This is a genomic window from Filimonas effusa (assembly GCF_004118675.1).
Taxonomy (GTDB): Bacteria; Bacteroidota; Bacteroidia; order Chitinophagales; family Chitinophagaceae; genus Filimonas; species Filimonas effusa.
This window is the reverse complement of sequence record NZ_SDHZ01000002.1, coordinates 1403070-1427674: the sequence shown is the minus strand read 5'-3', so window position 1 is coordinate 1427674 and position 24605 is coordinate 1403070. Positions and strand designations below refer to the sequence as shown.

Sequence of the window (24605 nt, the reverse complement as noted above, 5' to 3'; positions counted from 1 at the left end):
TGCACACCTTTTGTTAAATATGGGTTGTGACTTACTTTCAATTTATGATGTACATTAGTTCTTTCACAGCTTTTAATAATAAATGGTATGTCGCTTTGGGTTGTGACTTACTTTCAATTTATGATGTACATTAGTTCTTTCACAGCAAGAAAGTCAAAGATACTGGAACCTTGGTCGTTGTGACTTACTTTCAATTTATGATGTACATTAGTTCTTTCACAGCACAAGTACAATAGAAACGCCCGTAAAAATGTTGTGACTTACTTTCAATTTATGATGTACATTAGTTCTTTCACAGCCAGAACCGAAGACAGGCCTTATGTTCCCACGTTGTGACTTACTTTCAATTTATGATGTACATTAGTTCTTTCACAGCCGTAAGTCAATTAAGAAAAGGTTTGCTCGGTTGTGACTTACTTTCAATTTATGATGTACATTAGTTCTTTCACAGCGGCTGCGCTGTATGAGCAATACCATAGCAGGTTGTGACTTACTTTCAATTTATGATGTACATTAGTTCTTTCACAGCTGGGTTCGATGGTTTAGGCATGTCCTTCAGTTGTGACTTACTTTCAATTTATGATGTACATTAGTTCTTTCACAGCTGAGTACCATTTATGCTGTGTGCCATCCAAGTTGTGACTTACTTTCAATTTATGATGTACATTAGTTCTTTCACAGCTACACACCGCATAGGGAATTTTACCTCCTCGTTGTGACTTACTTTCAATTTATGATGTACATTAGTTCTTTCACAGCCTAAATCAACTGGTGGTATGCCAGTGCGGGTTGTGACTTACTTTCAATTTATGATGTACATTAGTTCTTTCACAGCATGAAATTTCAAAACGTAAACGATGGAACAGTTGTGACTTACTTTCAATTTATGATGTACATTAGTTCTTTCACAGCTTCATTTTACACATTCTGTAAACGTTATAGGTTGTGACTTACTTTCAATTTATGATGTACATTAGTTCTTTCACAGCAAAAGCTCTAACTCATTGTGTAATGACTTAGTTGTGACTTACTTTCAATTTATGATGTACATTAGTTCTTTCACAGCCCGTCTTCGCCGGTCGTATTCAGGACCTCGTTGTGACTTACTTTCAATTTATGATGTACATTAGTTCTTTCACAGCAGGAAGTTTATAAGTTCCTGCTATTGAAATAATTAGATGGAAAAACAGGAATAAAAAAATGCCAGTTGAATACATTTTTTTATTCCTGTTTTCTTAAAAAAGCTCAAGTTGTTGAATTGTTTCTGGGCCGTTAACCAAATCGTGGCCCCGGAAAATTTCCATCATGCCAAATTGTTTATCGGTAACGCACATGATGCCAACATGCCCTTTGGGAGGTAAAATGCTTTTGATTCTCTTCAGGTGAACGTCAGCATTTTCACGGCTGCTGCAATGGCGGATATACATACTGAACTGGAACATCTGGAAACCGTCTGCCAGTACTCTTTTCCTGAAAAGAGCATATTGCTTGCGATCTTTTTTGGTTTCAGTGGGCAAGTCAAAGAATACGAGTACCCACATAATACGATAGGCGTTTAAACGGTTAAACATACATGCGGTGGCTGATTTTACTCCAGTACCGGGTATAATATCTTTCGGCCTTTTCCCTCAAAACATTTGGCCAAACTTGCTGTCGTTCGCTGAACTGCATTCATTAACGGACTTTTTTGTCCATCGATAAGGACATCCATAACAGGAATTTCTAAAAGCATTTTTTTCATAGAAGGCGTCATCTCCAGGAACCGGCCGTTGCCTCTGATGATTTGACATACTATTTTATCAACGAAGGGACGGTAAGGCTCCATTATGTCATCGGCGAGGCAATAGGCATTGTATTGATTCCGATGAAAAATTCCTAGTGTTGGTAGTAGTCCGCTTGCAACCAGCCCCCGGGCTACTATTGCTCTTACAAGTGCATATCCATAGTTCAGGAGATTGTTTGGAGGTGGGCCGTAGCGTTCGCGTCGGAACTCGAGGAAGTCGGGGAAAATATATTTCCAATAATAAGAAGCGGCCTGTGCTTCGCAGTTGTCACTGTCGCCGCTTTTTACTTTTTGGGCAAGGTTTAGGATATATTTGTTGTTTATCCGTTCGGCTTTTAATACCGCTGCCTGGTTAACTAGTTTGGCTTCGACTGTTTGTTGCCATAATTGTTTTTTTAGAGGAACCGAGGCCTCTACCTGGCATTGAAATTTCTGACTTTGTAGGGTATGGCCATCAAGATTTAGCATAAGGCCAACGGGATGATGTGTGTTATCACAGGTGATAAGCGCAACGTTATTAGCTAACAGTTTCGCTATTAAGGATTGCGTTATAGTTATCTGTTGATGATCCAATATAAGTACGCCAATATCTTCTATGGGAGCCGATTTGATCTCGCCACTTTCTGATAATTCAATAACCATTTGCTCAGTATTTGTTCTGAGGTATGCTTGACTACCAAAATATAAAGTACGTTTTATCATTTTTAAAGCTTTATATGTCCCAATCTGTCAATATTCAGCTTGACGCAAACTTCCTTTATCATTGTGCCATTAATGGTTCTTTCCATTTTATTCAGGGCAGAAAACTCCGCTTTGTTAACGATAGACGTAGCCACATCCTGCCTTACAAAGAATATTTGATTGCTGGTAAAGCTTACTACTTTGTAGATATTGGCAACACGTTGCGCATCAAAATTGCCATTATTGATACTGTTTTCTGCAGTCCGTTCCTCCGCTGAAGGGACGTAAACAAGGTCATTGGGCGAAAGAGCAAATAAAAGAGGGTCGCCATTTTGATTTTCTAAGGGGACAGGAGGTAGTTCTTGTTTTTGGCGTTCAATAGTGATGTTTAAAGGTACCGTCTCGTAATTTCGCTTGCCATCTTTGCCTTGATAGACAGCAAAGAATAAATTGGTTCCTTTGGCCGCTACTACATATTTGGCTTTTTTATTCCCGGTTTCGCCTATATTAAATTTGTTTCCTTTGGGTTCATAGGTACGCACTTTTAAAATAGGCTGATGCGCCTTTCCTTTATTAAGTGCTTTGATATTTTTATTTAACTCTTCAACTCCTTCAGGTGAGAAGGCCAGTAGGGGGGGCGCTATCTCTTTTCCTTTTTCATCCAAACGACCCTTGTAGTTGGCCAGGTGATTATTCAAGATCTTTTGAATGCCGGTATCCGTAATTGATTCAATTCGCTTTTCATCAAAGCTATCGTCGAGAGATACTCGTGATGCTACATTGTCGTTTTCCTGATAAAAAATTTCTACCCGGGTTATGTCTATATCCTTCCATATGTTGTTGGCCGCTTTGAAATACTTGAGGATCTCTTTTTTATCTTTTCCTTGTTTTGCCATCGATTGAAGCTCTTTTCTAAGCGCTTTATTGGTGATGTCGTTTATAACATCCAGGGCTAAGCTTAAGGAAACCTCTTTTTTTCTTCGCAATTGTACCAGGCCGAAGACGGTGTCTTTGTGCATGGGCTTTCTAATTGCCCAGTTCACTCCCTGCTGCACCTGAACGCTTTTAACAAGCCCTTCTTCTTTTTCTATGTACTTTTCGTAGTGATTGGTGGCTTTGTTGATCACCCGCAGGTTTTGCTTAAAGCTGACAATGATCTTTTCCAGGCTATTCCGGGCATCCGTTGTAAAGCTCTCCCATGGTTTAAGAAAATCATCCGGAATGTCTCTTTCTATCAATTCTCCGGTCTGTGGGTGTGTGTACGATGTCTTCTTAAACTTTCTTAGTTTTCTGTTTAGATCGAACCGCTGCTGGGGAGAATCGGCATGCTTGTTATTTAGTAAGTTGATATGATCTCTCGTTGCACAAGCTATTACCAGGGCATCCATTGCGTGGTGCCGGTGATCTATCCGTTTCTTTGAAAATCCCCTTGAGGCTTCCAGTGGAACCGCAGGCAAAAACTTCTGATGATTGTTGCTCCAGGCTGTATATAGTGATGTGTTCGTTAATGCATTCATCCGCTCGAAGCGCGGTAGGATCAGTTCATTCCAAACGTCATTCAGGCCCCAGTGTTGCTTTAATTCGGTGGTGATTTTGCCGTTGCCGGGAATGATGTTTTTTGAATTGACACCATCGTCGTTCTCTGATGCCCGTACTATATTCGATAGTAAGGAAGATATGAATTTGCTGATATAGCGTGTGTCATTCAGTTGTCTGGCTATCATCTTTTCCGGGATCTCTTCCAGTAATAATTTGTTGCGTTTGCTGCGATTTTTGGAGTAGTGCTGCTTTACAAATTCTTCATATGCCGCTACCTCAAAAATTGTTGCGGGTATTGTTCCGAGTCCGCACTCTACTTTCTGCCCATGGAACTTTTTGATAAAGGCCAAGCCTATGTGATTACCTTTTAGTTTGTTTACTGCTGCTTCGCAAATTACCTTATTACTAAAGCTATCATCGAAGTAGCGACTTTGAGGAATGATATGTTCTATTTCGTATTCGGGTGTAAACAGCTTATTCAGCGGAATGATATTGCCGGTGTAAGGCGACCGGTATTTTTGCTCCAGCCATAACTTATAGCGTCGCAGATCTGCAGGGGAAGGTTGTGCTGTTTTGCTTATTTTTAATATATCGTCATCTATTTCTATGCCGGACAATAAAACGCCCTCCTCGTATATTTTCAGGATCTCCTGCTGCATTGGTGAATAAGGGCGAATGTTTTGCATTTGACCATCGTTCATCATTTCGGCCAGTAATGCTTTGATACGAAGGTTGGTGTTCTCATTTTCTATCACCTGCCTGCTCATTTTTTCCCTGTCGTCTTTTGTATTCTTCATTTCCCTGCCTAGCTCAACATGAATTTCATTGAAGAAGTCTTTGGCTCCCTGGCCATATTGTATCCATATGTCTTTTACAACCCGGAGTGTTTCCATTATAACCTGTTCTACAATAGGATTGCGCAAGCTATGTTGCCTGAAGGCTTGCAAATAGGCTTCAAGATCTGCTACTGAAGACCACTTATCGAGAGATGCTGCTTCGGAGTGACGGTTATACACTACGTATTGGGCCATCCATAAAGGCAGGGCCTGGTAGTCTGTTTCTTTCGTGAGCGAACTGAGCTTTTCCCTTACGCGATCGCTGATTCCCGGATCGTATTCACCTGTTAGTAGTTTCTCTATTCTAAGTTGTGATGCTTTATCAATGCTATCCCAGGACCAGTGTTTTCCAAGCCGCATTAATGGCAACAGCTTTTTGATGGCTTTTTCTGAAAAGGAAGCATATTCGCTCTTAAAGGGGGGAAACTTCCTGAATGATTCTACAAATCCCGATTCAGGCAACAGGTGCTTTTGAGCAAAGGTTTTAAGTGCCTTTTCATAGTCTATTTTATCAGTAACTGAATAAATGATATGCCATAGCTGCTGCATGATTTCCCTGGTAAGAAATCCAGGATTGACTCCTTCTATTTTTTCCAACCTTGAATTTATCAGGGCTGCGGTTTCATTACAGGGGTAATCTTTATCTTCTACATAGTTCCAGCGAAATTTTTCTGTTTCCGCAGCAAGTAGCTTGCCTTTGAATCCCTTCTGTTCGAGGAAATATTTGAGCAGTGTTTTTTGCTCTATGTTTTTTCTGTTGTTTAAAAAATCGAACAGTCTTTCTGCATCTTCCGGGCTGCTTAGAAAATCAGTTGTTACGTTGCTGTCATTCTCTTTTTTGTAAATAGAAAGATTGCAGATCCATTGCCACAGGCGGAATTCCTGGTAGTAAGGATTGGACTTTGGAGTTGCTTTTAAACGTTTCTCTTTTTCTACTCCTTTATCAAGGTAGGTGATGGCTGGCTCCAGCGTACAGTTGCCAATAGATGATTTCTGGCTTCGCAATGGACGTTGATAGAAGATGATATCGTCCAGGAACAGGTGGACGAACTCTTTGCTGTTTAATAATTCCCGATGCCCTTCGTTGTTGCGATAGAGTTCCCGGATGCAATCGCTATACAGTTCCTCATTCTGTAACTCCGGATGAAATTCCTTTTGTTTTTGCAGGATTTGTCTTAGTTCGTCTTTATAAAACTTTCGTTCTATTGTACGTACCAGTTTTCCTTTGATCTTTTGTTGAGGATTCTTAAGTAAGGCGTCATAAATAAATTCACCAACGGTATGCTTCGATTTCGCGATTTCCTGTTCTGTTTTCTTTTTCAATAGCGTCCAGTCGTCTTCACCGGGAGCGCGGAAACTTCTTTTCTCATTTCCTTCTTTATCGGTTTTTACAGAACCATCGTCATTTAATTCGGTGGTGACAATAAAATCTCTGACTTTGTTTTTCCAGTCAAATAAGGGTGTTTTGCTTGAGCGCCTGTATTTCCAGCCGTTCTCCAGTAGTAGGGTGTACCAGGTATCTGCCTTGCCTTTTTGCGTTTCATCTGCAATTACCTCTATGACCTTCAGTGAATGAAATTCAACCGACTTGCTGGTATTCTCTTCTTCCTCTTCTCCGCGAAGCTGGTAATAACCTCTTTTCTGATTGAAGTTGAGTAGTATCCAGGCTAATGCTTCTTTTTCTATTTTCCTGGTCAATGCTTTTTTCCGCAGATAATAGATTGTCCAGTCATAGGGGACCAGGCGAGGTTGCCCTTTTTCATCTACCAGTAATAGTGGCTGATGTTGTCTGAAATCTTCAAGCATTTCGCCGAAGGCATCTTTGAATATGAATTCATAGTTCTTTTTGTTTTTTTGTTCATCCCAGCTGTTTTTGTAGGCAATCTTAGGTTCTGTTTCAGCTATGAATTTGCCCAGGCGCTTTTCAAAGTCGATGCTTGATGCGTAGTGTTGGGGCAGGAAGTTCAATATATTTAATACCCTATGCAAGCGTTCTCTCCTTAAAAGATATCGTTCTCTTAGTCTTCTTGTGCTTCTGAACTGGGTTCGGTCTTTTGTTTGAGAGACGGAATTTCCCTTACCAAATTCGCCTAATATATCCTGTGACATTGGTATCACGCGGGTACCCATGCCTAGTATTTTACCATATTTGTTCTGGAAATCCTGCTCAATCAACGCCCAGCCGATAGAGTTGGTGCCGAGGTCTAATCCGAGAATTCTGTTCATCTGGCAATTTTAAGTATAAAAAGTATATTTTTACTCATTGAACAATAATTGTTCTATATTTGACTTGGAAACAAGATTTTGGGTCGCTACCAATTTGCTCAGGCGCCAATCTGTCGGGTTCTCCCTCCAAAGGAGGATCACTTGCATCCATCTTTTCTTAAAAGACTCTATGATCATTAAGTGTTGCATGTTTAATGCTTTATGTTCAATGAGTGTTGTGGTTTACTTTCAGGAGATTATTTCTAAATGAATTAATCTCCTTTTTAATTATAAATCTTTACCTTTATTCCGAAAGTAAGTCACAATAAGGATTATTCCGTTGTGTAAACATTTTGAGCGGCGCAAGTCGCTTTTTTTATGCCTCTACTTTTGGCATGTAGTTCATTAATGTTCCTAGCAAGGCGTCTGCATGCAGGAAGATGTCATCCAGGGTGGTAATTTCTTTTTTGGTTTCATTCTTTTCGTTGTCAAATAATCCAATATACTTTTTGCCGCCGTTGAGGTACATCCGGCAAATGGGCTTGCGGTTGTTGTCTTCAAATAAGATGGCGAAGTATGATTGCGCATCGCGGTGAGAGATCTTTTGTACCGGCACGTGCTGACGCAGAATGGATCTTACAATTTGAAATGAATCCAACTCCTCCTGTGTTGTGATGATCTTGTTTTCCTCTGCTGCGGCTTCCGGGGCGGAAATGACTACCTGCTCTGTTTCTTCTTTGTGTAAGGCTGATTTCAGGCGCTCTGTAATCAGGTCGTTGATATAGTATTGAAATGATTTCTTTGTTAGCTGGGTAAACTGATCCATTACCCGTTGTGTGAGAATGCCGGCTGTGTAAACCTGCTTTGCAAAATGCCTTACAAAATCCTGTGTTGGATTGTTAAGTTCTCCCTGTAGTAATGTCTTTAACTGCCCTACGTATTTTAACTCGCTGGCTGTGGATACGATTGTCTCTGAATCGAAATAGGTTTTGTGAAACTTCTTTAGCTCTTCCAGCTGGTTATCGCGGATGTCGTTAACATCGAATATGAAGAAGGGTTTCTCGTCCATTTTGTTCTGCTCATCCAGATCTGTGTAGAACCGGGATTCAAATCCGTTGGTAAGGATGGAGAATTTTGCTTTGGTGGTATGGAAATAGCGGAACAACTGGGAATTGTGCGGATCAAGGCTTGCCGACCAATGTTTACACTCAACGAGTATAATGGGTTGACCATCTTTTACGATCGCATAGTCTACTTTCTCTCCTTTTTTGATGCCCAGGTCGGCAATGAACTCGGGGACTACTTCCATTGGATTAAAAACATCGTAACCTAATGCCTGTAAAAAAGGCATAACGAATGAATGCTTCGTGGCCTCTTCGGTATGTACTAACTCTTTGTGTTTTAGAATGCGTTCGGCAAGTTGCTTGATTGTGTCTTTGAAATCCATAGATAAAGGGTTTTGCATGATATAGGCTTCCTGACAAGCATAGTAAACCTATATGGGTTAAAAAATCTGTCTTACAAAAAACGGGGGATAAGCTGACAGCGCTACACAACTGGTTATGTTAAACAATTGGTTGCAGTACACATGACTATTGTGTCAAACAACTGATTGCGACACATTCCTGATTATGTAGGGTAATATTATAAAAGTTTTTTTGACAGATTGTTACGGGAAAACAAATATTTTATTTGTTTATGTATTTAGCAGGCGCGTTAAGGAGCAGACGGCAACGTTAGGGGCGGAGAGGAGAGGTGGCGGAGATGGATTTCTGCCGGTATGGCTTAGGGGGCAAGTGGTAATATAAGATTGCTAACAGGGATAGGGCCAGCGGCCTTATTCCCTATTATAGCCCCGGTTGCCATAAGGTTTTAGTTCTTCCAGGTACATGCGTTCCAGTTCTTTGAGTTCGCGTTTGGGATCGTGGGTGTCTTCGTCTTTTTGCTCGAGTATGGAGAGTATTTCATAGGAGAACTGCTCTTCGCCATAGGTGTTCCAGTCGTGCTGAAGTGCTTTGACCGGGTGGGCGCCGAATCTTAGCTGTGTTCTGTGGCGGTTCCATATAGCATCGAGGTTTATGCTTGATGCCACATAGATCTTGCCGGTTGTTTTGTTCCTTACCTGGAATATGCCCATCCTGAACTTCATTTGTTTGTATTGTTCTTTCAGCTCTTTTTTGTTACTCATGTTTGTTTACCTTTTTTACGTTAATTGCAATAAGTGCATTTTGAACGGTGCTGCCGCTTTCAGCAGGTGGGGCCGGAATTGCTTTGGCTGTACCGTCGAGTATCGTATCCACCTGGCGTGTAAGGGTGCTTATGAATTCGGTATAAGATGCGGGCGTTTTCCGGTTCAGGTATAACAGCAATAAGCCGTACACGGTGTAACGGACCTGGGTTTTCAGCTGTTCAATAGTTGCTGCCTCTATTACTCCTTTGCTGAGACAGTGGTTCCAGTCTTCTTCGCAGATGGTGTCGAGTGAAGCGCTGATCAATTGTGCGATCTCTTTCTGCTCTTTTGAACCGCCTGTGCGCTCGAGGAAGAACAATTCAAAGATGCCGGGATACTGGATGAAATAGTCGGCATAGGCGCGGATTGCGGCCTTAAGACTTTTTATGCCTTTTTCTTTTTTGCGTAGGGATTGTCTTACCTCCTGTTTGCATTCTTCATAAAACGACTGGACACAGAGGAAGACGAGGTCGTTCACGTCTTTGAAATAGCTGTACATGGTTGCGTAGGAATACCCTGCCTTATCTGCGATGCTTCTTACGCTGATGCTTTGTAGTCCTTCGGACTTCAGCAGCTCCTTTGTTGCCTCCAGGAAATAGCCTCGCATCCGCTGTCCCTGCAATTCTTTATGCTTCATATCTGTGCTTTAAACGCCGGTAAAGATAATTAACATTGTTAAATGTGAGAAATAATGTTAAATGCTGGCCTGGTTTTGCGGTTTTTGGGTGTGCCTCTTTTGACAGCTTAACTACCGGGAGGCAGCTTTAGGCGGAGTGTGTGTATATGAGCGTTGGTAGAAACGGTTTCTGGGGGTGATTTTACTCACTGGCGTGCTTCGGTGTAAAATATTACCTTTGCGGTTAAATTCCGGTTATCTCGAACCGGGATCTACTTTTAACCGCTTTGTGATGGGTATACAATTGATTGAAAGAAAGGGCTCCTTCGACGCCGGGCACCGGATTATGAATGAAAAAACGAAGTGTTTCAGCATCCATGGCCACACTTATCTCTATGACCTGATCTTTGAATTCGGCGCTATGGAACAAATAGGTTATGCCATTGATTTCAAGGAAATTAAGAGGGTAGGGGTGCAGTGGATAGAAGATACGCTCGATCATGGTGTTATACTCAATCCGAAGGATGTGGAACTCATTAAAGCGGCCGACGCTACCAAAAGCAGGCGCTGGCTCATGAGCCTCAACGGCGAAGGTGAATATTGCAACCCTTCTGTTGAAAATGTGGCAAAAGAGCTTTTCCTGGCCATAGACGCGCTTTTCCTTGAATACCAGGATCTGCGTCTCCATTCCATCAAATTGCATGAAACGCCTAACTGTGCAACGACGTGCTTCCGCAGCTCTATCAGTAACGAGGAAAGGGATAACTGGAGTCGTTTTCGCCTGGAGCAGCTAAAAAGTTACGCTGCGGAAAAGGGGATCATGAATTACGACGACAGGAAATAAACATTTTGTAACAATTCTACCAGTTATATACGGAACGGGCTGTAGGCCACAGGCATAGGGCGATAGCGGCCTGGGAACAGGCTTTTGTGACAATTGAATTATTTTACAATGTACCGTTTGCTTTGTGGGGAATAGGTGCTGAAATAGCCAAGGGCTACGCCTGTAATTGGTAACGGGGTTTGAGGGAGCGGAGATTGTGCTGCTATCGCTGGATGCTTTGTTTGTATGATGATCACAGACCTATTAATAATTAAATCGAGTATTCAATAATCTTATCTTTTAAGGGTTGCGGTACTCGTATATCTGCAGCCAAGCTTCTTAAGGCGCTTAATGGTGAAGAAGATCCAATGATTATGGGGCCAGGGGGGCAGAAGCGTTGCGGCGGTTCTATGATTTTGTTTCCAGCCTGAGGGCCTCCTGGCAATGGAAAAAACTAAAGTAACTTCATGGGAAAATAAGACATATGAAAAATTATTTCCTGCTACTGTTCACGTGTTGTTTCCTGGTTACTGCCAACGCCCAGCAAGGGCATCATGAAAAGGAGATCAGGGCATTTGAGCGACAGGATAGTATCAGCTTTCCCAAGAAAGGGCAGCTATTGTTTACCGGCAGTTCTTCTATCAGGCTCTGGGACGATTTTGAAACGCGTTTCAGGGACTATGCTACTTTTCGCCGTGGTTTTGGCGGCGGTCATCTTTACGAAATTCCGTTATATGCTTCGAGGATCATCTTCCCCTATAAGCCTTCGAAAGTATTCTTGTATGCGGGTGAAAATGATATTGCTTCGGGTATTAAAGCCGATTCGGTATTCCATACTTTTAAGCGGGTGTTTGCGCTGATGAATGATAGTTTGCCGGCAACCCAGTTCTATTTTATATCTGCCAAGCCAAGTCCCAGCCGTGAGAAGTTCAGTGCTGAAACTATAAAGTTCAATAACCTGGTTGCGCGGTTCATAGCATCGCAAAAGTATTCGAAATGGACTTTTGTGGATGTATTTAAACCCATGCTGGGGAAGGATGGCAAACCTATGCCGGGGTTGTTCAAGAAAGATAATCTTCATATGCTAAGCAGTGGTTACGACATATGGCATAAGCAACTGAAGCCCTATATGTGATGTGAATAACAAGCTGCCGCCTGGTTGCTGGCGCCTGTGTACATTATGTGCTATAGCATTTATTGCTAACCTATGAACGCACGGGCTGCTTTTCTACGAGGTATTTCCAGTATCGCAGGGGCATGTGCCTGATATGTAAGCGTGTATTCTTCCTGGCTTCTATATTGGTTTTATTGAAATAACGCCGCCATAATTCCTGGTACAGGGTTTCTGATGCATCGTATACTGCGCTGCTGTTTTTTGCCTGCACCGGGCCTTCAAATGTAATGGTGGCAACGGTTAACTCCTGCCTGTTATAATGAAGGCCATATTTGCGCCGGGCATCATAGATCAGCCAATCCTGATCGGCAAACCGTTCTTTAAAATGATTTGCAATGACGGGAAGTACATTAAAGTCGGGCTCTATCACTGCATAATAGATCTGGTCTGTTGTAAGCTGAAAGCGGATGAAGGCTTCCATGCGGTGTTTTTCACGGTTTACTTTTCGTGCTACCTGAGCGACTGATAATACGGCGGGGTGGCTAAAATCTGTTTCTACCGAAGTTGGTGAGGTGAAGGCGTACTGCATGTAATGTACCAGTATACCGGCGATATCTGCCTGTTCGGACAGGTAGGCTAACCGCAGCTGTGTTAATGCTCTTGCCGATATGCGCTTGCTTAAACCTGTAAATACACGTGCGGCTTTTGTTTCATCGGTGATAACGGTATGTTCCCGGCCAAACAAGAGGCCACTTTGCGTGTTGGCAAGAACAAGTCTTACCTCTTTGAATTTGTATTCAAATACGTCGAAGACGGCGCAAAGGATGCCGGCGAAGCTGCCATCGTAAACGAGTAACTGCATTACTTAGAAGAGTTGAAGCTGTGGGGAAAAGTTGGGGCGGTACTTGCTTCGCTGTATGGTTAACAGCTGTTGTTTTATTTGCATAGGGGTAAGGTCTCTTTCCCTGAAGCCATCGGCTTTAGTGGTAATGAAATACCGCGCTGTGCTGAAACTGATGCCTATCTTTTTTAAATGTTCGTAGTGTAAAGTATGGAAGCGCCGTGCCGCTACTATTTTCTGTGCTGACGAAACGCCTATGCCTGGTACCCGTAATAAGAGTGAGAGGTCTGCTTTGTTTATATCTACGGGAAATAAATGGAGGTTGCGTAGAGCCCAGCTTAATTTCGGATCTATATCCATATCCAGCAGCGGGTAATCGGGGTTTACAATCTCTTCAACTCCAAAGCCATAAAACCGCATGAGCCAGTCGGCCTGGTATAAACGATGTTCGCGGATCATGGGCACGGGTGTGCCTATTGCGGGCAGGCGGTTGTCGTAGCTGATGGGGATATAACCTGAATAATAGACCCGTTTCAATTGCATTTTCTGATAGAAGTAGTGTGACATGAACAGGATCTGCATATCGTTTTCGGGTGTAGCGCCGATGACCATTTGTGTGCTTTGGCCTGCCGGGGCGAACAGCGGTGTTTTTTTGAAGATCTTTTTATCGTGCTGGTACTGGGTGATTTCGTTGGATAGGTATTTCATGGGGTGCAGCATGTCGGTCCGTTTTTTTTCGGGCGCCAGCAGCTGCAGGCTTTGTTCTGTGGGCATTTCTACGTTAATGCTTAAGCGATCGGCATACAGTCCGGCTTCGCGCAGCAGGGATTCGCTGGCTCCGGGGATGGCTTTCAGGTGGATGTATCCATTGAAGCGGTGTTCTGTACGCAGTTTTTTTGCGATCCGGACAAGCCGTTCCATTGTATAATCGGGGTCTCTGAAGATGCCTGAACTTAGGAACAGGCCTTCGATATAGTTGCGGCGGTAAAACTGGATGGTGAGGTCTACCACTTCCTGGACTGTGAAGGCAGCGCGTTTGATATCGTTACTGCTACGGCTGACACAATAGGCGCAATTATAAATGCAATGGTTGGTTAGTAAGATCTTTAGTAACGATACGCAGCGGCCATCTGCGGTATAGGCATGGCAGATGCCGGATTTATGGCCATTGCCCAATCCCTGGTTGTTGTTTTTACGGTCGCTGCCGCTGGAAGAACAGCTGACATCGTACTTGGCTGCATCGGCTAAAATGGCCAGCTTCTCTAATATTCTATCACACATGGGAGATAAAAATACTAAAAAATATAGCAATGATAAAAAAATGAGCAAAATGATTGAATGCCTACATTTGCAGAAACGATACCCATGGAATTATCCCAAGAGGAAAAGATAATAGAGACTACAGCAGCCTATGTACAACAGGCACTGGCGGGTGCGGAATCCGGCCATGACTGGTTTCATATTTACCGGGTGTGGCAAACGGCGCGTGCAATTGCGGAAGGTGAAAGTGCGAGGCTTCCCGAGCCGGCCGGGGATGGAAGCGGGGTAAACTTACTGGTTGTTGAGCTGGGGGCTCTTTTGCATGATATTGCCGACGCGAAATTTCATAATGGCGATGAGGCTATTGGCCCAATTAAAGCCCGTTTTTTTCTGGAGACACTTGACCTGCCTGCCGCTATCATAGGGCAGGTGGTGAACATTGTTCAGCATATTTCTTTCAAGGGGGGAAACCATTTTAAAGGGCAGGGTAAGGGCCAGCTTAGCAATGAAAGCCAGGCTGATTTTTATACGCCTGAGCTGGGGATTGTGCAGGATGCTGACCGTCTTGATGCTATCGGGGCCATTGGTATTGCCAGGGCTTTCAATTACGGTGGGTTTAAAAACAGGGCTATTTACGACCCGGCTATTGCGCCGGCGCTTCATATGACCAAAGAGCAGTATAAACAGAGCACAGCGCCCACCATCAATCATTTTTATGAGAAGCTGCTGTTGCTTAAAGACAAAATGAATACTGCTACCGGGAAGGCTATGGCTTGTGAAAGGCATTTGTTCATGGAGCGCTTTCTGGAGCAGTTTTATGCTGAGTGGGAGGGCAAAGCCTAGGCCTTTTACCCAGGCTTAAGGCGTTTCCTTCACTTTGATACCGGCGCGTTTCTTCAATTCAATTACAGGCATTTTTATTTGTTTACCCACTGGTTTGCCGTTGCGGTAGGTGACTACCCTGAGGTTGGCTGCTCCTTTGGGGACGCTTAGCGGGGTTGTGTATTTAGGATAGAACTGGTCGGGAAACATTTCATCGAAGCTGTAGAAAATGTCGAGTCCTTCTATTTCTGTTGAGAGCGTTATTTGTAAAGAGTCGTTGCTATCCTTACCGGCTTTGAAGATGGGGTCGTACATACTGCGTGAGTAGTTGATGGATGCGGCGTCGAAGCGGTTGAACTGATGTTCCACTTTGCTTATAAAGCTGTTCCAGTTTTTGGCTGCGGGCTGGCTCCATATGCTTTCCGAGATAGCCAGTGCACGGGGCCAGAGCATATATTCTGCGTGGCGCATGGTATGCAGGCGTTCGGCCCATAGGTTACATTGACCGCCCAAGATGAGTGATGAGTCTACGCCGGGTGGCATGGGATCGAATTCGTATGCTTTGCTTAGGCGAACCATGGAATAGGTTGGGGGTTCGGCAATGGGGTCGCCCTGGTAGAGGTCGAGATAAGCGTAGCTATTGGGGGACATTACAACCTGGTGTCCTTGTTTGGCTGCTTCGATGCCACCTTTCATTCCCTGCCAGCTCATTACTGTAGCATCGGGGGGCAGGCCGCCGTGCAGGATCTCGTCCCAGCCCATGAGGCGTTTTCCTTTTGACTGGATGATCTTTTCCACGCGTTTTACGAAATAGCTTTGTAATTCATTGGCATCTTTCAATCCCTGCTTTTTCATGAATGCCTGTACTTGTTTGTTTTTTTCCCAGAAGCCTTTGTAGCATTCGTCGCCACCCATGTGGATATACTGGAACGGGAATAATTCTGCTATTTCGGTGAATACTGTATCGAGAAAGGAGTAAACCCTTTCGTTGATGGGGCAGAGGTTATTATCCTGTAGGGCGTAGAAGGTGCCTTTATCCCAAACCATGATACGTTCACCGGAGCTAACCTGGTAGGTACCGGGTGTACAGGTGAGGTTGGGGTAGGCGGCTATGGCGGCGAGGCTATGGCCGGGGACATCTATTTCGGGGAGGATGGTCACGTTTCTTTCTGCTGCATATTTTACGAGTTCTTTTATGTCGTCGTGAGTATAGAAGCCGCCGTAGGTTTTGGGTTCGTCGGGTGATGGTTTGGTGAATTCGCCCCATCTGCCGGTGCGTTCTGCGCGCCAGGCGCCTACTTCCGTGAGGCGTGGCAGGCGTTTAATTTCGACACGCCATGCCTGGTCATCGCTCAGGTGCAGGTGCAGCATGTTGAATTTGAAGGTGGCCATGTTATCGATGAACTGTTTCACCTGTTCTTTGGTGAAGAAGTGACGTGCTACGTCCATGAGCATACCTCTCCATTTGAAGCGTGGGTAGTCTTTGATGGTAACGGCGGGGATCTGCCATTGTACGCCTTCGACTACCGTATGGCCGGCGGCAGCTGTGGGTAATAACTGCAGGAGCGTTTGTACGCCATAGAAAAGACCTGTTGAGGTATTGGCGGTGATTAACACGCCGTTTTCTTCTGAAACGGAAAGGTGGTAACCTTCTTTTCCGATTTCGTTATCTTCTTTGGGAAGCAGTTGGAGGCGGATAGGTGCCTTGCCGGCGGATTCTGAAAATTCAGTGGATACCCAGCCTCCTTTTGTATTGACGAGCCGGTTGCTTAAAAAGTTGGCTACGAATTTTACCGAGTCGTTTTGCGGAGGGGCGCTGATAATAAGAGGATCTTTCAGCTGGTAAAAGCCTGTACCCCGGGCAACCGACACTGGTTGTGGAATTAATGAAATGTTAGAAGATTCCTGGCTTTTTAAGCCGGATAATAATAGCAGTGTAGTGGCAAAAAGGAGAACAAGGCTTTTCATGTTGCGCATTTCTTGAATGTAAAAGGTACGTGTTATAGCAATATAACTGAGTTTTGATTTTTGCTATTCACTGGTTATCAGCTAATTTTATTGTTTATAGTCCCCTGTTATAAGCCAGCCCTGTTTCGGTTAAACCAAATTATTAAACAAAAAGCATGTGTTGTTATGCTGAAAGTAAGGGCCATACGTATGTTTGGCAGGGTGGGAAAATATTTCCCCCATCCGTCTTATAGGAAATTACCGTATTTAGCCGGCACAATCTATGCTTTACGCAATATGCAATTTAAAAGCCCAGTGATCCTTCGACATGAATATTAATACGAATAATTACGATTCAACCTTTTGTGGAAGCCTTCCGATCCATCATATAAATGTAATCCAGCCTTATGGCGTGTTGCTGGTATTGGAGCAGGAGAGTTTGAATATAGTGCAGGCGAGTGAAAACGTTCCGCAGATCTTTGAGATCACGGCGCAGGAGCTGGTGCAGCATTCATTAGCGGAGTATCTTGATGAGCGATCTGCTGCTACGCTAAAAAGCAAATTTGAAAAGAAGATCCGTGATAAGATACCTGTGCTGCTTACTATTAATGGCGTAAAGGTGCTTTCCATTATTCATGCCCGGGAGCGTTATCTTTTACTTGAGCTGGAACTGGCTACGATGGGGCAGACTTCGGAAACGCCTTTTGTGGATGTTTACCAGGACATCAAATATGCGATGGCTGCGATAGACCTGGCTGAGACCACGCGTGAGATATGCAGGATTGCTGCGCAGGAGCTGAAAAAGATCTCTGGTTTTGATAAGGTGATGGTTTACCAGTTTGATGCGCAGTGGAACGGGAATGTTGTTGCGGAGGAAATGGAAGAGGGGATGGAGTCGTATATGGGGTTCACTTTCCCCGCATCGGATATTCCGAAGCAGGCGCGTGCGTTGTATCTTAAGAACCCTTACCGGTTTATTCCCGACAGGCTTTATAAGCCTGAAAAGTTATACCCGGTCATTAATCCGCTCACGCATTCTTTCGTGGATCTATCGGATTGTAACGTGCGTGGTGTAGCGGCTGTGCATCTTGAATACCTGAAGAATATGGGAGTGATTGCTTCTATGTCGACCCGTATTATTCATAACGATACGCTCTGGGGGTTAATAGCCTGTCATCACCGTACGGCGAAGCCTATGAGCTACCAGGAGTGTGCGGTGTTTGAGTTGTTATCGAACGTGCTATCGACAAAGATCGCTTCGTTGCTGCACAAGGAGCAGCTGGCGTTTGATACATCTATTAACAGTAAGCGGTTGAATTTTATTGAAGCTATTTATAATAATTCTAAGCTGGCGGATGCCTTTGTGGCAAACGGGAGCAATATATTAAGCCTGTTTCGTGCGGGCGGGGCTGCGTTTATACAGGACGAGCGGATTGTTTCGGTGGGTGAGGTGCCTGCCCGGGATGAGCTTGCCGACCTGGCGATGTGGCTTAGCGCCAAGAAGCAGCAGGAGGTTTTTCATGAAAATAATCTAGCGGCTGTTAATGAGCATGCTGCTTCTTATGCCAACATTGGAAGTGGTTTGCTTGTTATTCCTTTGGGAGAAAGCGAAGATGCGTACCTGGCGGTATTCCGTCCTGAGGTGATACATACCGTGAACTGGGGCGGGAATCCTAATGAGGCTATCCGTTTTGAAGGAGATAATAAAACATATCATCCGCGGTTTTCGTTTTCATTATGGCAGCAAACGGTGCGGCAGACGTCGCTGCCGTGGAGAGAGGAAGAAATTAAAGCAGCTGAAAATATCCGCAGCTTCATTTATGAATATAGTACCAGGAAGAAGTGAGTAAATTAACCGATAAACATTTTATTGTTGCTATAGGTGCGTCGGCAGGTGGGTTAGAGGCCATCCATGAATTCTTTGACCATATGCCCGAGTCGACGAACATTTCCTTTGTTATTATTCAGCATCTTTCGCCGGATTATAAAAGTCTGCTGGTTGACCTGGTTTCGAGACATACCCATATGAAAGTCTTTGAAGCTGAGAATGAGATGGTCGTTCAGAAGAACTGCATTTACGTTATCCCGAACAACAAGGTGATGACGATAAGGCGCAGCAAGCTTATACTGGCTGAAAAGGCACATATTAAAGCGCCAAATACGGCTATAGACACCTTTTTATATACGTTGGCAGAGGAGAAGGGGGATAAGGCTATCGCTATTATTCTTTCCGGTACAGGAACTGACGGCACCCGTGGTATTGAAGCCATTAAGGCGCAGGGGGGCATGGTGATAGTTCAGGAGCCTGGATCTGCGCGTTTTGATGGTATGCCCAATAGTGCGATCTCTTCGGGTAATGCGGACCTGGTGCTTACGCCGCCTGCCATGCCGCAGGCCATGTTCAGTTATATAAAGGGGCAGCCTTTAGACCTGCTGAATAAGGAAGAGGTTGATGATGCGCAGCTGGAAGAGATTTTCAATCTTATTCATCATGAAAGGGGGCAGGATTTTCATTATTATAAAACGCCTACCATCATCCGCCGTATTTCGCGCCGGATGGCGCAGCATAGTTTTACCAAACTTGCAGATTATATCGGTTTTCTGAAAGAGAACCCTGAGGAGGTAAAACAACTGGGCAAGGATTTCCTGATAGGAGTTACCCGGTTTTTCAGGGACACGCCTGCTTACGAGATACTGGAGCAGAAGATCGTTCCTGCTATTGTGGAAGGCAAGAAAACGGGGGATACGATCAAGATATGGATTGCGGCCTGCAGTACGGGCGAAGAGGCTTATTCTGTGGCCATTTTGTTTGATAAACATTTACAGGAAAAGCAGCTGGATGTAGAGGTCAAGATCTTTGCCACCGATATGGACGAGTCGCATATTGAAATAGCGGCCCGTGGCAAGTATCCTTTTAGTATTGAAAAGGATATTCAGGCGGCGACACTTTCGCGCTATTTTATAAGAGATCATTCCGGTTATACTATTATCCCGCGCCTGCGCAAGCAGATCGTATTTGCGCGGCATAATATTATTAAAGACCCGCCTTTCATAAAGAATGATTTTGCGAGCTGCCGTAATATGCTCATTTATATGGATGCGGTATTACAGCAGAAGGTGCTGTCTGTTTTGGTTTTTTCGCTTAAGCAAAATGGTTATTTGCTGCTTGGCGCCAGTGAAAGTGTTGCCGGTATCAAGGATGCGGTGACGGAGATAAGTGGTAAATGGAAGATCTATCGTAAGACCGGGGCGTCGCGCTATAATGGCAATATGCTTTACCAAAGCCTGCAGCAGAGCCCGCTCCAGGATAATGTTAAGCAGCAGCGCAGCAGCAGGGACGTGGTAAAGAGCAGGTCGGGGCTTGCAGATGATTTCCAGGCGGCCATGGCTGAGGAGCTTGACTATGCTGCGTTTTACATTGACAGTCAGTATGAGATAAAAGAGACAGCGGGTAATTTCGAGAGCCTGCTAAGTCTTCCCAAGAAGAGTTTAAAGCTGAACCTGCTGAAGATGCTGCCGCAGGAGTTGTCGGTGACGCTTAATATAGCGATCAAGGATGCCTGGCGTAAGGAGTCGAAGGTGGTGCTTAAGCATATCAAGTTTCGCCAGAAGGGCAAACCGATGTCGCTTAATGCGGTGATAAAGCCTGCGGGTAATGACAAGCCTTATACATTGGTTGTGCTTGGCATTGCATCGCATGATGATAATGGCGGGCAGGATGTACAGTTGCCGCAGCCTGACAGTTCTGTGCTGCATGGAGAATATGTTGCCGACCTGGAAGCGGAATTACAGGAAACGAAGTTAAGCCTGCAGATGGCGGTGGAGGGTTTGGAAACTGCCAATGAGGAGTTACAATCCAGTAATGAAGAGCTATTGTCGGCCAATGAAGAGTTACAGTCGAGCAATGAAGAGCTGCAGTCTTTGAATGAAGAATTGCATACCCTTAATACGGAGCATCAGCTCAAGATCAAGGAGCTGATTGAGCTGAACGATGATCTTAATAATTATTTCAGGAGTTCGGATATAGGGCAGGTGTTTTTGGATGAGGCGTTGCTGATCAGGAAGTTCAATCCTGCTTCGGTGCGTATGATCAATTTTATAGAGACGGATATTGGGCGGCCGATCAGTCATATATCGACCAATATCAGGTATGATGACCTGGTAAAGGATGCGCATATGGTGATGGCCAAGGGGATCACTGTTGAAAAGGAGGTACAACTGCTGAATGGTAAGAACCTGCTTATACGTATGATGCCTTACCTGAAGCAGGATGGCAACAGGGGAGGTGTTATTATTGCTTTTGTAGATGTTACTGCCATAACTGATCTGAACAATATCATCCGTGGCATTTTCAATTCAAGCCGCAATGCGATTATCGCGTTCAAGACGGTGCGCGATGCTGATCATAAGATAGTTGATTTTGTTTTTCATACAGCCAATCATGCCACGCAGGAATTTCTTGACCAGGAGCAGGGCGATTTTATAGGGAAGTCGTTCAAGAAAGAAGCGGGCATACTTGCGGCGGGTGGTTTATACGAGAAGTTTGTGAAGGTGGTGCAGCAGGATGTATCGCTTCATGAGGATGTATATGTTGCGGATACCAATGTGTGGTACGAGGTTACTGCGGTGAAGATGATGGACGGGCTGGTAGCAACCTATGCGGATGTAAGCGGCAAGAAGCAGGCGGAGCAGAAGCTGCGGAAGAACTTCAATGAGCTTATTACGGTTAAAGAGCATCTTAAGAAGCTGAATGCCGATCTTGAGAACAAGGTGGTGGAGCGTACGCGCGAGTTGTCGGCAAGTGAGGAGCGTTTCCGGCTGGTATCGCAGGCTACCAATGATGCGATATGGGACTGGGATTTTGTGAACAATAATGTTTGGTGGAGTGATTCTTTCTTTGCGATGTTTGGTTACCCGGAGGGGAATTATACGCGTGCTTTCTGGCTTAACAATATACATCCGGATGAGCAGGCGGCTGTAAGCAAGAGTGTTTATGCGGCCATCAACAGCAGTGAAAACCAGTGGTCGGCGGAATACCGTTTCAGGAAGGCTGACGGGGAATATGCGTATATTCTTGACAGGGCGTATGTATTACATGATGAGTTTAATACGCCTTACCGTATGCTGGGGTCGATGCTTGATGTTACGGATCTGAAGATTGCCGAGGAGGAGCTTGCGAATAATATTGCGCGCCGTAAGTTCATGGCGGAGTCGATGCCGCTTGTTATTTTAACGGCCAATGCCGATAAGGAAGTGGAGTTTGTGAACAGCCAGTTTGAAGTTTATACGGGCATACCTTCGGAAGCGGCGCTCCAGGGAAGGTGGATGCAGTGTATTCATAACGAAGATCTTTCGGCATTGAACAGGGAGTGGGATATCGGCAATATTACGGGTGGCGATTTCAGTCTGGAGATACGCTTACGTCTTGCTGACGGCAGTTATCACTGGAACCTGCTGAGCGCGAAGTCGCGGAAAGACAATCACAAACGTATAGAGGACTGGGTGATCACCTGCACGGATATACATGAGCAGAAAGTGGTGAACGAGGTATTGGAACAGAAGGTGAACCAGCGTACGGCAGAGTTGAAGAAAACGAATGTGGAGCTAGAAAACAGTAATAATGACCTGCAGCAATTTGCTTCGGTGGCTTCTCATGACCTGCAGGAGCCGTTGCGGAAGATCCATATGTTCAGCAAGCTTATAAGGGACAGGTATGCCGGTGAGCTTGACGACAGTGCCAAGGATTACCTTGACAGGGTGTTGAATGCTTCGGTCAGAATGCGGTCGCTTATTACTGATATACTCAATTTCTCCCGTCTTTCTGCCAGCAGTTATCATTTTGAGGCTACGAATCTGAACACTATTATAGAGGCTATTCTCGATGATCTGGAGATCACGATCCTTGAAAAGAATGCGGCGGTGAATATTATTCGTCCGTTGCCAACGATAGAAGTAATTCCGGGCCAGATAAGGCAGGTTTTTCAAAATCTCATCAGTAACTCTTTAAAGTTTGTACATCCCGGCAAACAGCCTGTTATAGATATTGATGTTTGTTATATACGAGACAGATCGTTTAACAGTGTTGCCATAGAAAAGGGGCCTTTTTGCAGAATAACCGTTAAAGACAACGGAATTGGCTTTGATGAACAGTTTAAAAATACCATCTTTACACTGTTTCAACGCCTGCACTCCAAAGACAAATTCGAGGGTAGCGGCATAGGGCTCGCTATCACGAAGAAAATCATCGATAAGCATAAAGGACTGATCACAGCTGACAGCTTTGATGGAGACGGGGCTATCTTTACCATTATTTTGCCTGTAAAGCAAACGGAAGAAACCCAGGGATGAGCTAACTAAAAGACTTTAGTTATGGTGAGAAGAAAAATCTTATTAGCAGATGATGACGGGGATGACCGTTTGATCTTTACGCAGGTATTTGATCAGCTTGGGCGTACGAATGCGGCGCTTGATGTGGTGGAGAATGGCCTGGAGGTCATTGATTTTCTGAACCGCATCCATGAGGACAGCGCTCTTCCCAATCTTATCATTCTGGATCATAATATGCCCAAGATGAATGGCAAGCAGGCGCTTCATTATCTTAAGAGCAGCCAGCGTTATAAGAGCATTACCGTTATTATTTATTCTACATATAATGACACTCCATTTATGGAGGAGTGTGAAAAGCTTGGCGCCAGCTCTATCATTGCCAAGCCCAATTCGTACGAAGAGTATATTGAAATGGTCAAATTCTTTCTTGATGTAGAGGTTGCGTCGCCTGTAGCGGGGTGAATGAAAAAAAACTTTTAAAAAAGCCTGTTAAAGTGTCGTTTGCACACTGATATGTATAGCCTGCTCAAAAGTGTATGTTTATACATTTAGTTTTTTCCCATTTCTTAAAGAAAGCCATCCCAAAACGGGACAAAACCGCATTAAACTGCATGTTTTATGCGGTTTTAAGGTTGTTTATGATTTATTAATCCCTGCTAAAACATCTTAGTAGTCTTTTATTTCGTATCTATGCAGCACGGATGTTTCTGAACAGAATGAACAGATTAGTGTCCGTGCAGTTAATACATTAGTTATCAATTAAATCCGATTATCCATGAAAGCTTTTGCTATGGTCGCCCTGTGCAGTTTGTTCACTGTAGCAGGCATTAGCCAGGAACCGGGAGTATTCACTGCCGTACGAACGAATGACACAACAACACTGAACCTTTGCATTAAGTCGGGTCTGAGTGTAAATTACGCAACAACCAGCGGAACGACACTTTTGATGACCGCAGCAGGAAACGCTGAAGTATCATCTGCCCGTTTGCTGTTACAACAAGGTGCTAATCCTGACAAACAAGACGAGATGGGAAACACTGCTCTCATGAACGCGGTTCTGAGAGGCAATACATCTATGGTAAACCTGCTTTTAAACGCCGGTGCCCGTACGAATATCAAGAACAATATGGGCGCTACTGCTTTAACCATTGCCGCCACCTTTGGAAAAGAAGAAATTGTGAAGCTATTGCTGGACAAAGGCGCCAACAAGAAGCTGAAAGACAATGCTGGTCGCACAGCTTTAGATTATGCTGTTGATGAGCAATACCAGCCCGTTGTAGCATTATTAAAATAAAATGATTGTAATAACGTTCTCCGAGAGAGCGGAATTATTAAAGAGTCCCCGTTTTATCCAATTATCCGTTTAAGGCGTCTCATGGCAGCATGGGGCGCCTTCGTTTTTTTGTGGAATGGAGGGGTGGTGGTTTGGGGGAGGACTATGGCAGGTTGAAGACTCGTTTAATACCCGTATATAAAGCGTACTTTTTCGTAGATGTGGCAGATTACTTGTGAGAGAGGAGAATGGCTGTGTTGTTGAACGTAAACAGCCCCGGGAAATAACCTTTCCGGGGCTGTGTGTGC

At 44.3% G+C, this 24605-nt stretch carries 16 protein-coding genes and 1 CRISPR repeat array (1 of these 17 only partly in view); of the genes, 7 read left to right on the top strand and 9 right to left on the bottom strand.

Annotation, left to right across the window (positions count from 1 at the left end):
- Positions 1 to 1142: direct repeats of the CRISPR family, unit length 47 nt; unit sequence GTTGTGACTTACTTTCAATTTATGATGTACATTAGTTCTTTCACAGC; it reaches 2202 nt to the left of the window's first position.
- A gap of 93 nt (positions 1143 to 1235) precedes the next feature.
- The 6 genes from cas2 to ESB13_RS16935 form a co-directional block, all read right to left on the bottom strand.
- The gene (cas2, locus tag ESB13_RS16960) at positions 1236 to 1571 is read right to left on the bottom strand and encodes a CRISPR-associated endonuclease Cas2 (RefSeq protein ID WP_246022594.1); all 336 of its coding nucleotides are present in this window, start codon (positions 1569 to 1571) and stop codon (positions 1236 to 1238) included.
- Between the two features lie 17 nt (positions 1572 to 1588).
- On the bottom strand, positions 1589 to 2485 hold the full coding sequence (gene cas1, locus ESB13_RS16955) for a type II CRISPR-associated endonuclease Cas1 (RefSeq protein WP_129004814.1): 897 nt from the start codon (positions 2483 to 2485) through the stop codon (positions 1589 to 1591).
- 2 nt (positions 2486 to 2487) lie between these two features.
- Positions 2488 to 7065 (bottom strand): type II CRISPR RNA-guided endonuclease Cas9, encoded by a 4578-nt coding sequence (gene cas9, locus ESB13_RS16950; RefSeq protein WP_129004813.1) that lies wholly within the window; start codon positions 7063 to 7065, stop codon positions 2488 to 2490.
- A 355-nt stretch (positions 7066 to 7420) separates the two neighbouring features.
- Positions 7421 to 8491, bottom strand: a complete 1071-nt coding sequence (locus ESB13_RS16945; RefSeq protein ID WP_129004812.1) for a type I restriction endonuclease — start codon at positions 8489 to 8491, stop codon at positions 7421 to 7423.
- Positions 8492 to 8881: 390 nt separating this feature from the next.
- Complete coding sequence (locus ESB13_RS16940; protein ID WP_129004811.1) at positions 8882 to 9232, bottom strand: GIY-YIG nuclease family protein; 351 nt, start codon at positions 9230 to 9232, stop codon at positions 8882 to 8884.
- A complete protein-coding gene (locus ESB13_RS16935) occupies positions 9225 to 9911 on the bottom strand; it encodes a TetR/AcrR family transcriptional regulator (RefSeq protein ID WP_129004810.1) in 687 nt (228 codons plus the stop codon). Before ESB13_RS16935 ends, ESB13_RS16940 begins: the two co-directional genes overlap by 8 nt.
- A 217-nt stretch (positions 9912 to 10128) precedes the next feature.
- Here ESB13_RS16935 and ESB13_RS16930 point away from each other — a divergent pair, with 217 nt between their 5' ends.
- Both ESB13_RS16930 and ESB13_RS16925 read left to right on the top strand, forming a co-directional pair.
- On the top strand, positions 10129 to 10734 hold the full coding sequence (locus ESB13_RS16930; protein ID WP_220399694.1) for a 6-carboxytetrahydropterin synthase: 606 nt from the start codon (positions 10129 to 10131) through the stop codon (positions 10732 to 10734).
- Positions 10735 to 11197: 463 nt separating this feature from the next.
- Complete coding sequence (locus ESB13_RS16925; protein ID WP_129004809.1) at positions 11198 to 11848, top strand: SGNH/GDSL hydrolase family protein; 651 nt, start codon at positions 11198 to 11200, stop codon at positions 11846 to 11848.
- Positions 11849 to 11918: 70 nt separating this feature from the next.
- Here ESB13_RS16925 and ESB13_RS16920 read toward each other — a convergent pair whose 3' ends face one another.
- Together ESB13_RS16920 and ESB13_RS16915 are read right to left on the bottom strand one after the other, a co-directional pair.
- The gene (locus ESB13_RS16920) at positions 11919 to 12689 is read right to left on the bottom strand and encodes a TIGR03915 family putative DNA repair protein (RefSeq protein ID WP_129004808.1); all 771 of its coding nucleotides are present in this window, start codon (positions 12687 to 12689) and stop codon (positions 11919 to 11921) included.
- A 3-nt stretch (positions 12690 to 12692) separates the two neighbouring features.
- The gene (locus ESB13_RS16915) at positions 12693 to 13949 is read right to left on the bottom strand and encodes a putative DNA modification/repair radical SAM protein (protein WP_129004807.1); all 1257 of its coding nucleotides are present in this window, start codon (positions 13947 to 13949) and stop codon (positions 12693 to 12695) included.
- A gap of 84 nt (positions 13950 to 14033) precedes the next feature.
- Here ESB13_RS16915 and ESB13_RS16910 point away from each other — a divergent pair, with 84 nt between their 5' ends.
- A complete protein-coding gene (locus ESB13_RS16910) occupies positions 14034 to 14771 on the top strand; it encodes an HD domain-containing protein (RefSeq protein ID WP_129004806.1) in 738 nt (245 codons plus the stop codon).
- Positions 14772 to 14786: 15 nt separating this feature from the next.
- On the opposite strand, the gene ESB13_RS16905 is transcribed toward ESB13_RS16910, so the two are convergent.
- Positions 14787 to 16718 carry a beta-N-acetylhexosaminidase gene (locus ESB13_RS16905; protein ID WP_129004805.1) on the bottom strand — a complete coding sequence of 644 codons (1932 nt, stop codon included), beginning with the start codon at positions 16716 to 16718 and terminating at the stop codon, positions 14787 to 14789.
- A gap of 307 nt (positions 16719 to 17025) precedes the next feature.
- On the opposite strand from ESB13_RS16905, the gene ESB13_RS16900 reads away from it, so the two are divergent.
- The 4 genes from ESB13_RS16900 (at position 17026) to ESB13_RS16885 (ending at position 24318) form a co-directional block, all read left to right on the top strand.
- Entirely contained in the window at positions 17026 to 18543 is a 1518-nt protein-coding gene (locus tag ESB13_RS16900; RefSeq protein ID WP_129004804.1) for a GAF domain-containing protein, read from the top strand.
- Positions 18540 to 23045 carry a chemotaxis protein CheB gene (locus tag ESB13_RS16895; protein WP_129004803.1) on the top strand — a complete coding sequence of 1502 codons (4506 nt, stop codon included), beginning with the start codon at positions 18540 to 18542 and terminating at the stop codon, positions 23043 to 23045. The genes ESB13_RS16900 and ESB13_RS16895 overlap by 4 nt, the downstream gene beginning before the upstream one ends.
- Positions 23046 to 23066: 21 nt before the next feature.
- Positions 23067 to 23486, top strand: a complete 420-nt coding sequence (locus tag ESB13_RS16890) for a response regulator (RefSeq protein ID WP_129004802.1) — start codon at positions 23067 to 23069, stop codon at positions 23484 to 23486.
- 313 nt (positions 23487 to 23799) lie between these two features.
- Positions 23800 to 24318 (top strand): ankyrin repeat domain-containing protein, encoded by a 519-nt coding sequence (locus tag ESB13_RS16885; protein WP_129004801.1) that lies wholly within the window; start codon positions 23800 to 23802, stop codon positions 24316 to 24318.
- Positions 24319 to 24605 lie beyond the last annotated feature (287 nt).

What these genes read in the sequence shown, in the direction of transcription:
- ESB13_RS16890 (WP_129004802.1), top strand. Translation starts at nt 23,067, where the DNA reads ATGGTGAGAAGAAAAATCTTATTAGCAGATGATGACGGGGATGACCGT.
- ESB13_RS16935 (WP_129004810.1), bottom strand. Translation starts at nt 9,911, where the DNA reads ATGAAGCATAAAGAATTGCAGGGACAGCGGATGCGAGGCTATTTCCTG.
- ESB13_RS16920 (WP_129004808.1), bottom strand. Translation starts at nt 12,689, where the DNA reads ATGCAGTTACTCGTTTACGATGGCAGCTTCGCCGGCATCCTTTGCGCC.
- ESB13_RS16940 (WP_129004811.1), bottom strand. Translation starts at nt 9,232, where the DNA reads ATGAGTAACAAAAAAGAGCTGAAAGAACAATACAAACAAATGAAGTTC.
- ESB13_RS16915 (WP_129004807.1), bottom strand. Translation starts at nt 13,949, where the DNA reads ATGTGTGATAGAATATTAGAGAAGCTGGCCATTTTAGCCGATGCAGCC.
- ESB13_RS16925 (WP_129004809.1), top strand. Translation starts at nt 11,198, where the DNA reads ATGAAAAATTATTTCCTGCTACTGTTCACGTGTTGTTTCCTGGTTACT.
- cas9 (WP_129004813.1), bottom strand. Translation starts at nt 7,065, where the DNA reads ATGAACAGAATTCTCGGATTAGACCTCGGCACCAACTCTATCGGCTGG.
- cas1 (WP_129004814.1), bottom strand. Translation starts at nt 2,485, where the DNA reads ATGATAAAACGTACTTTATATTTTGGTAGTCAAGCATACCTCAGAACA.
- ESB13_RS16885 (WP_129004801.1), top strand. Translation starts at nt 23,800, where the DNA reads ATGAAAGCTTTTGCTATGGTCGCCCTGTGCAGTTTGTTCACTGTAGCA.
- cas2 (WP_246022594.1), bottom strand. Translation starts at nt 1,571, where the DNA reads ATGTTTAACCGTTTAAACGCCTATCGTATTATGTGGGTACTCGTATTC.
- ESB13_RS16910 (WP_129004806.1), top strand. Translation starts at nt 14,034, where the DNA reads ATGGAATTATCCCAAGAGGAAAAGATAATAGAGACTACAGCAGCCTAT.
- ESB13_RS16905 (WP_129004805.1), bottom strand. Translation starts at nt 16,718, where the DNA reads ATGAAAAGCCTTGTTCTCCTTTTTGCCACTACACTGCTATTATTATCC.
- ESB13_RS16945 (WP_129004812.1), bottom strand. Translation starts at nt 8,491, where the DNA reads ATGGATTTCAAAGACACAATCAAGCAACTTGCCGAACGCATTCTAAAA.
- ESB13_RS16900 (WP_129004804.1), top strand. Translation starts at nt 17,026, where the DNA reads ATGAATATTAATACGAATAATTACGATTCAACCTTTTGTGGAAGCCTT.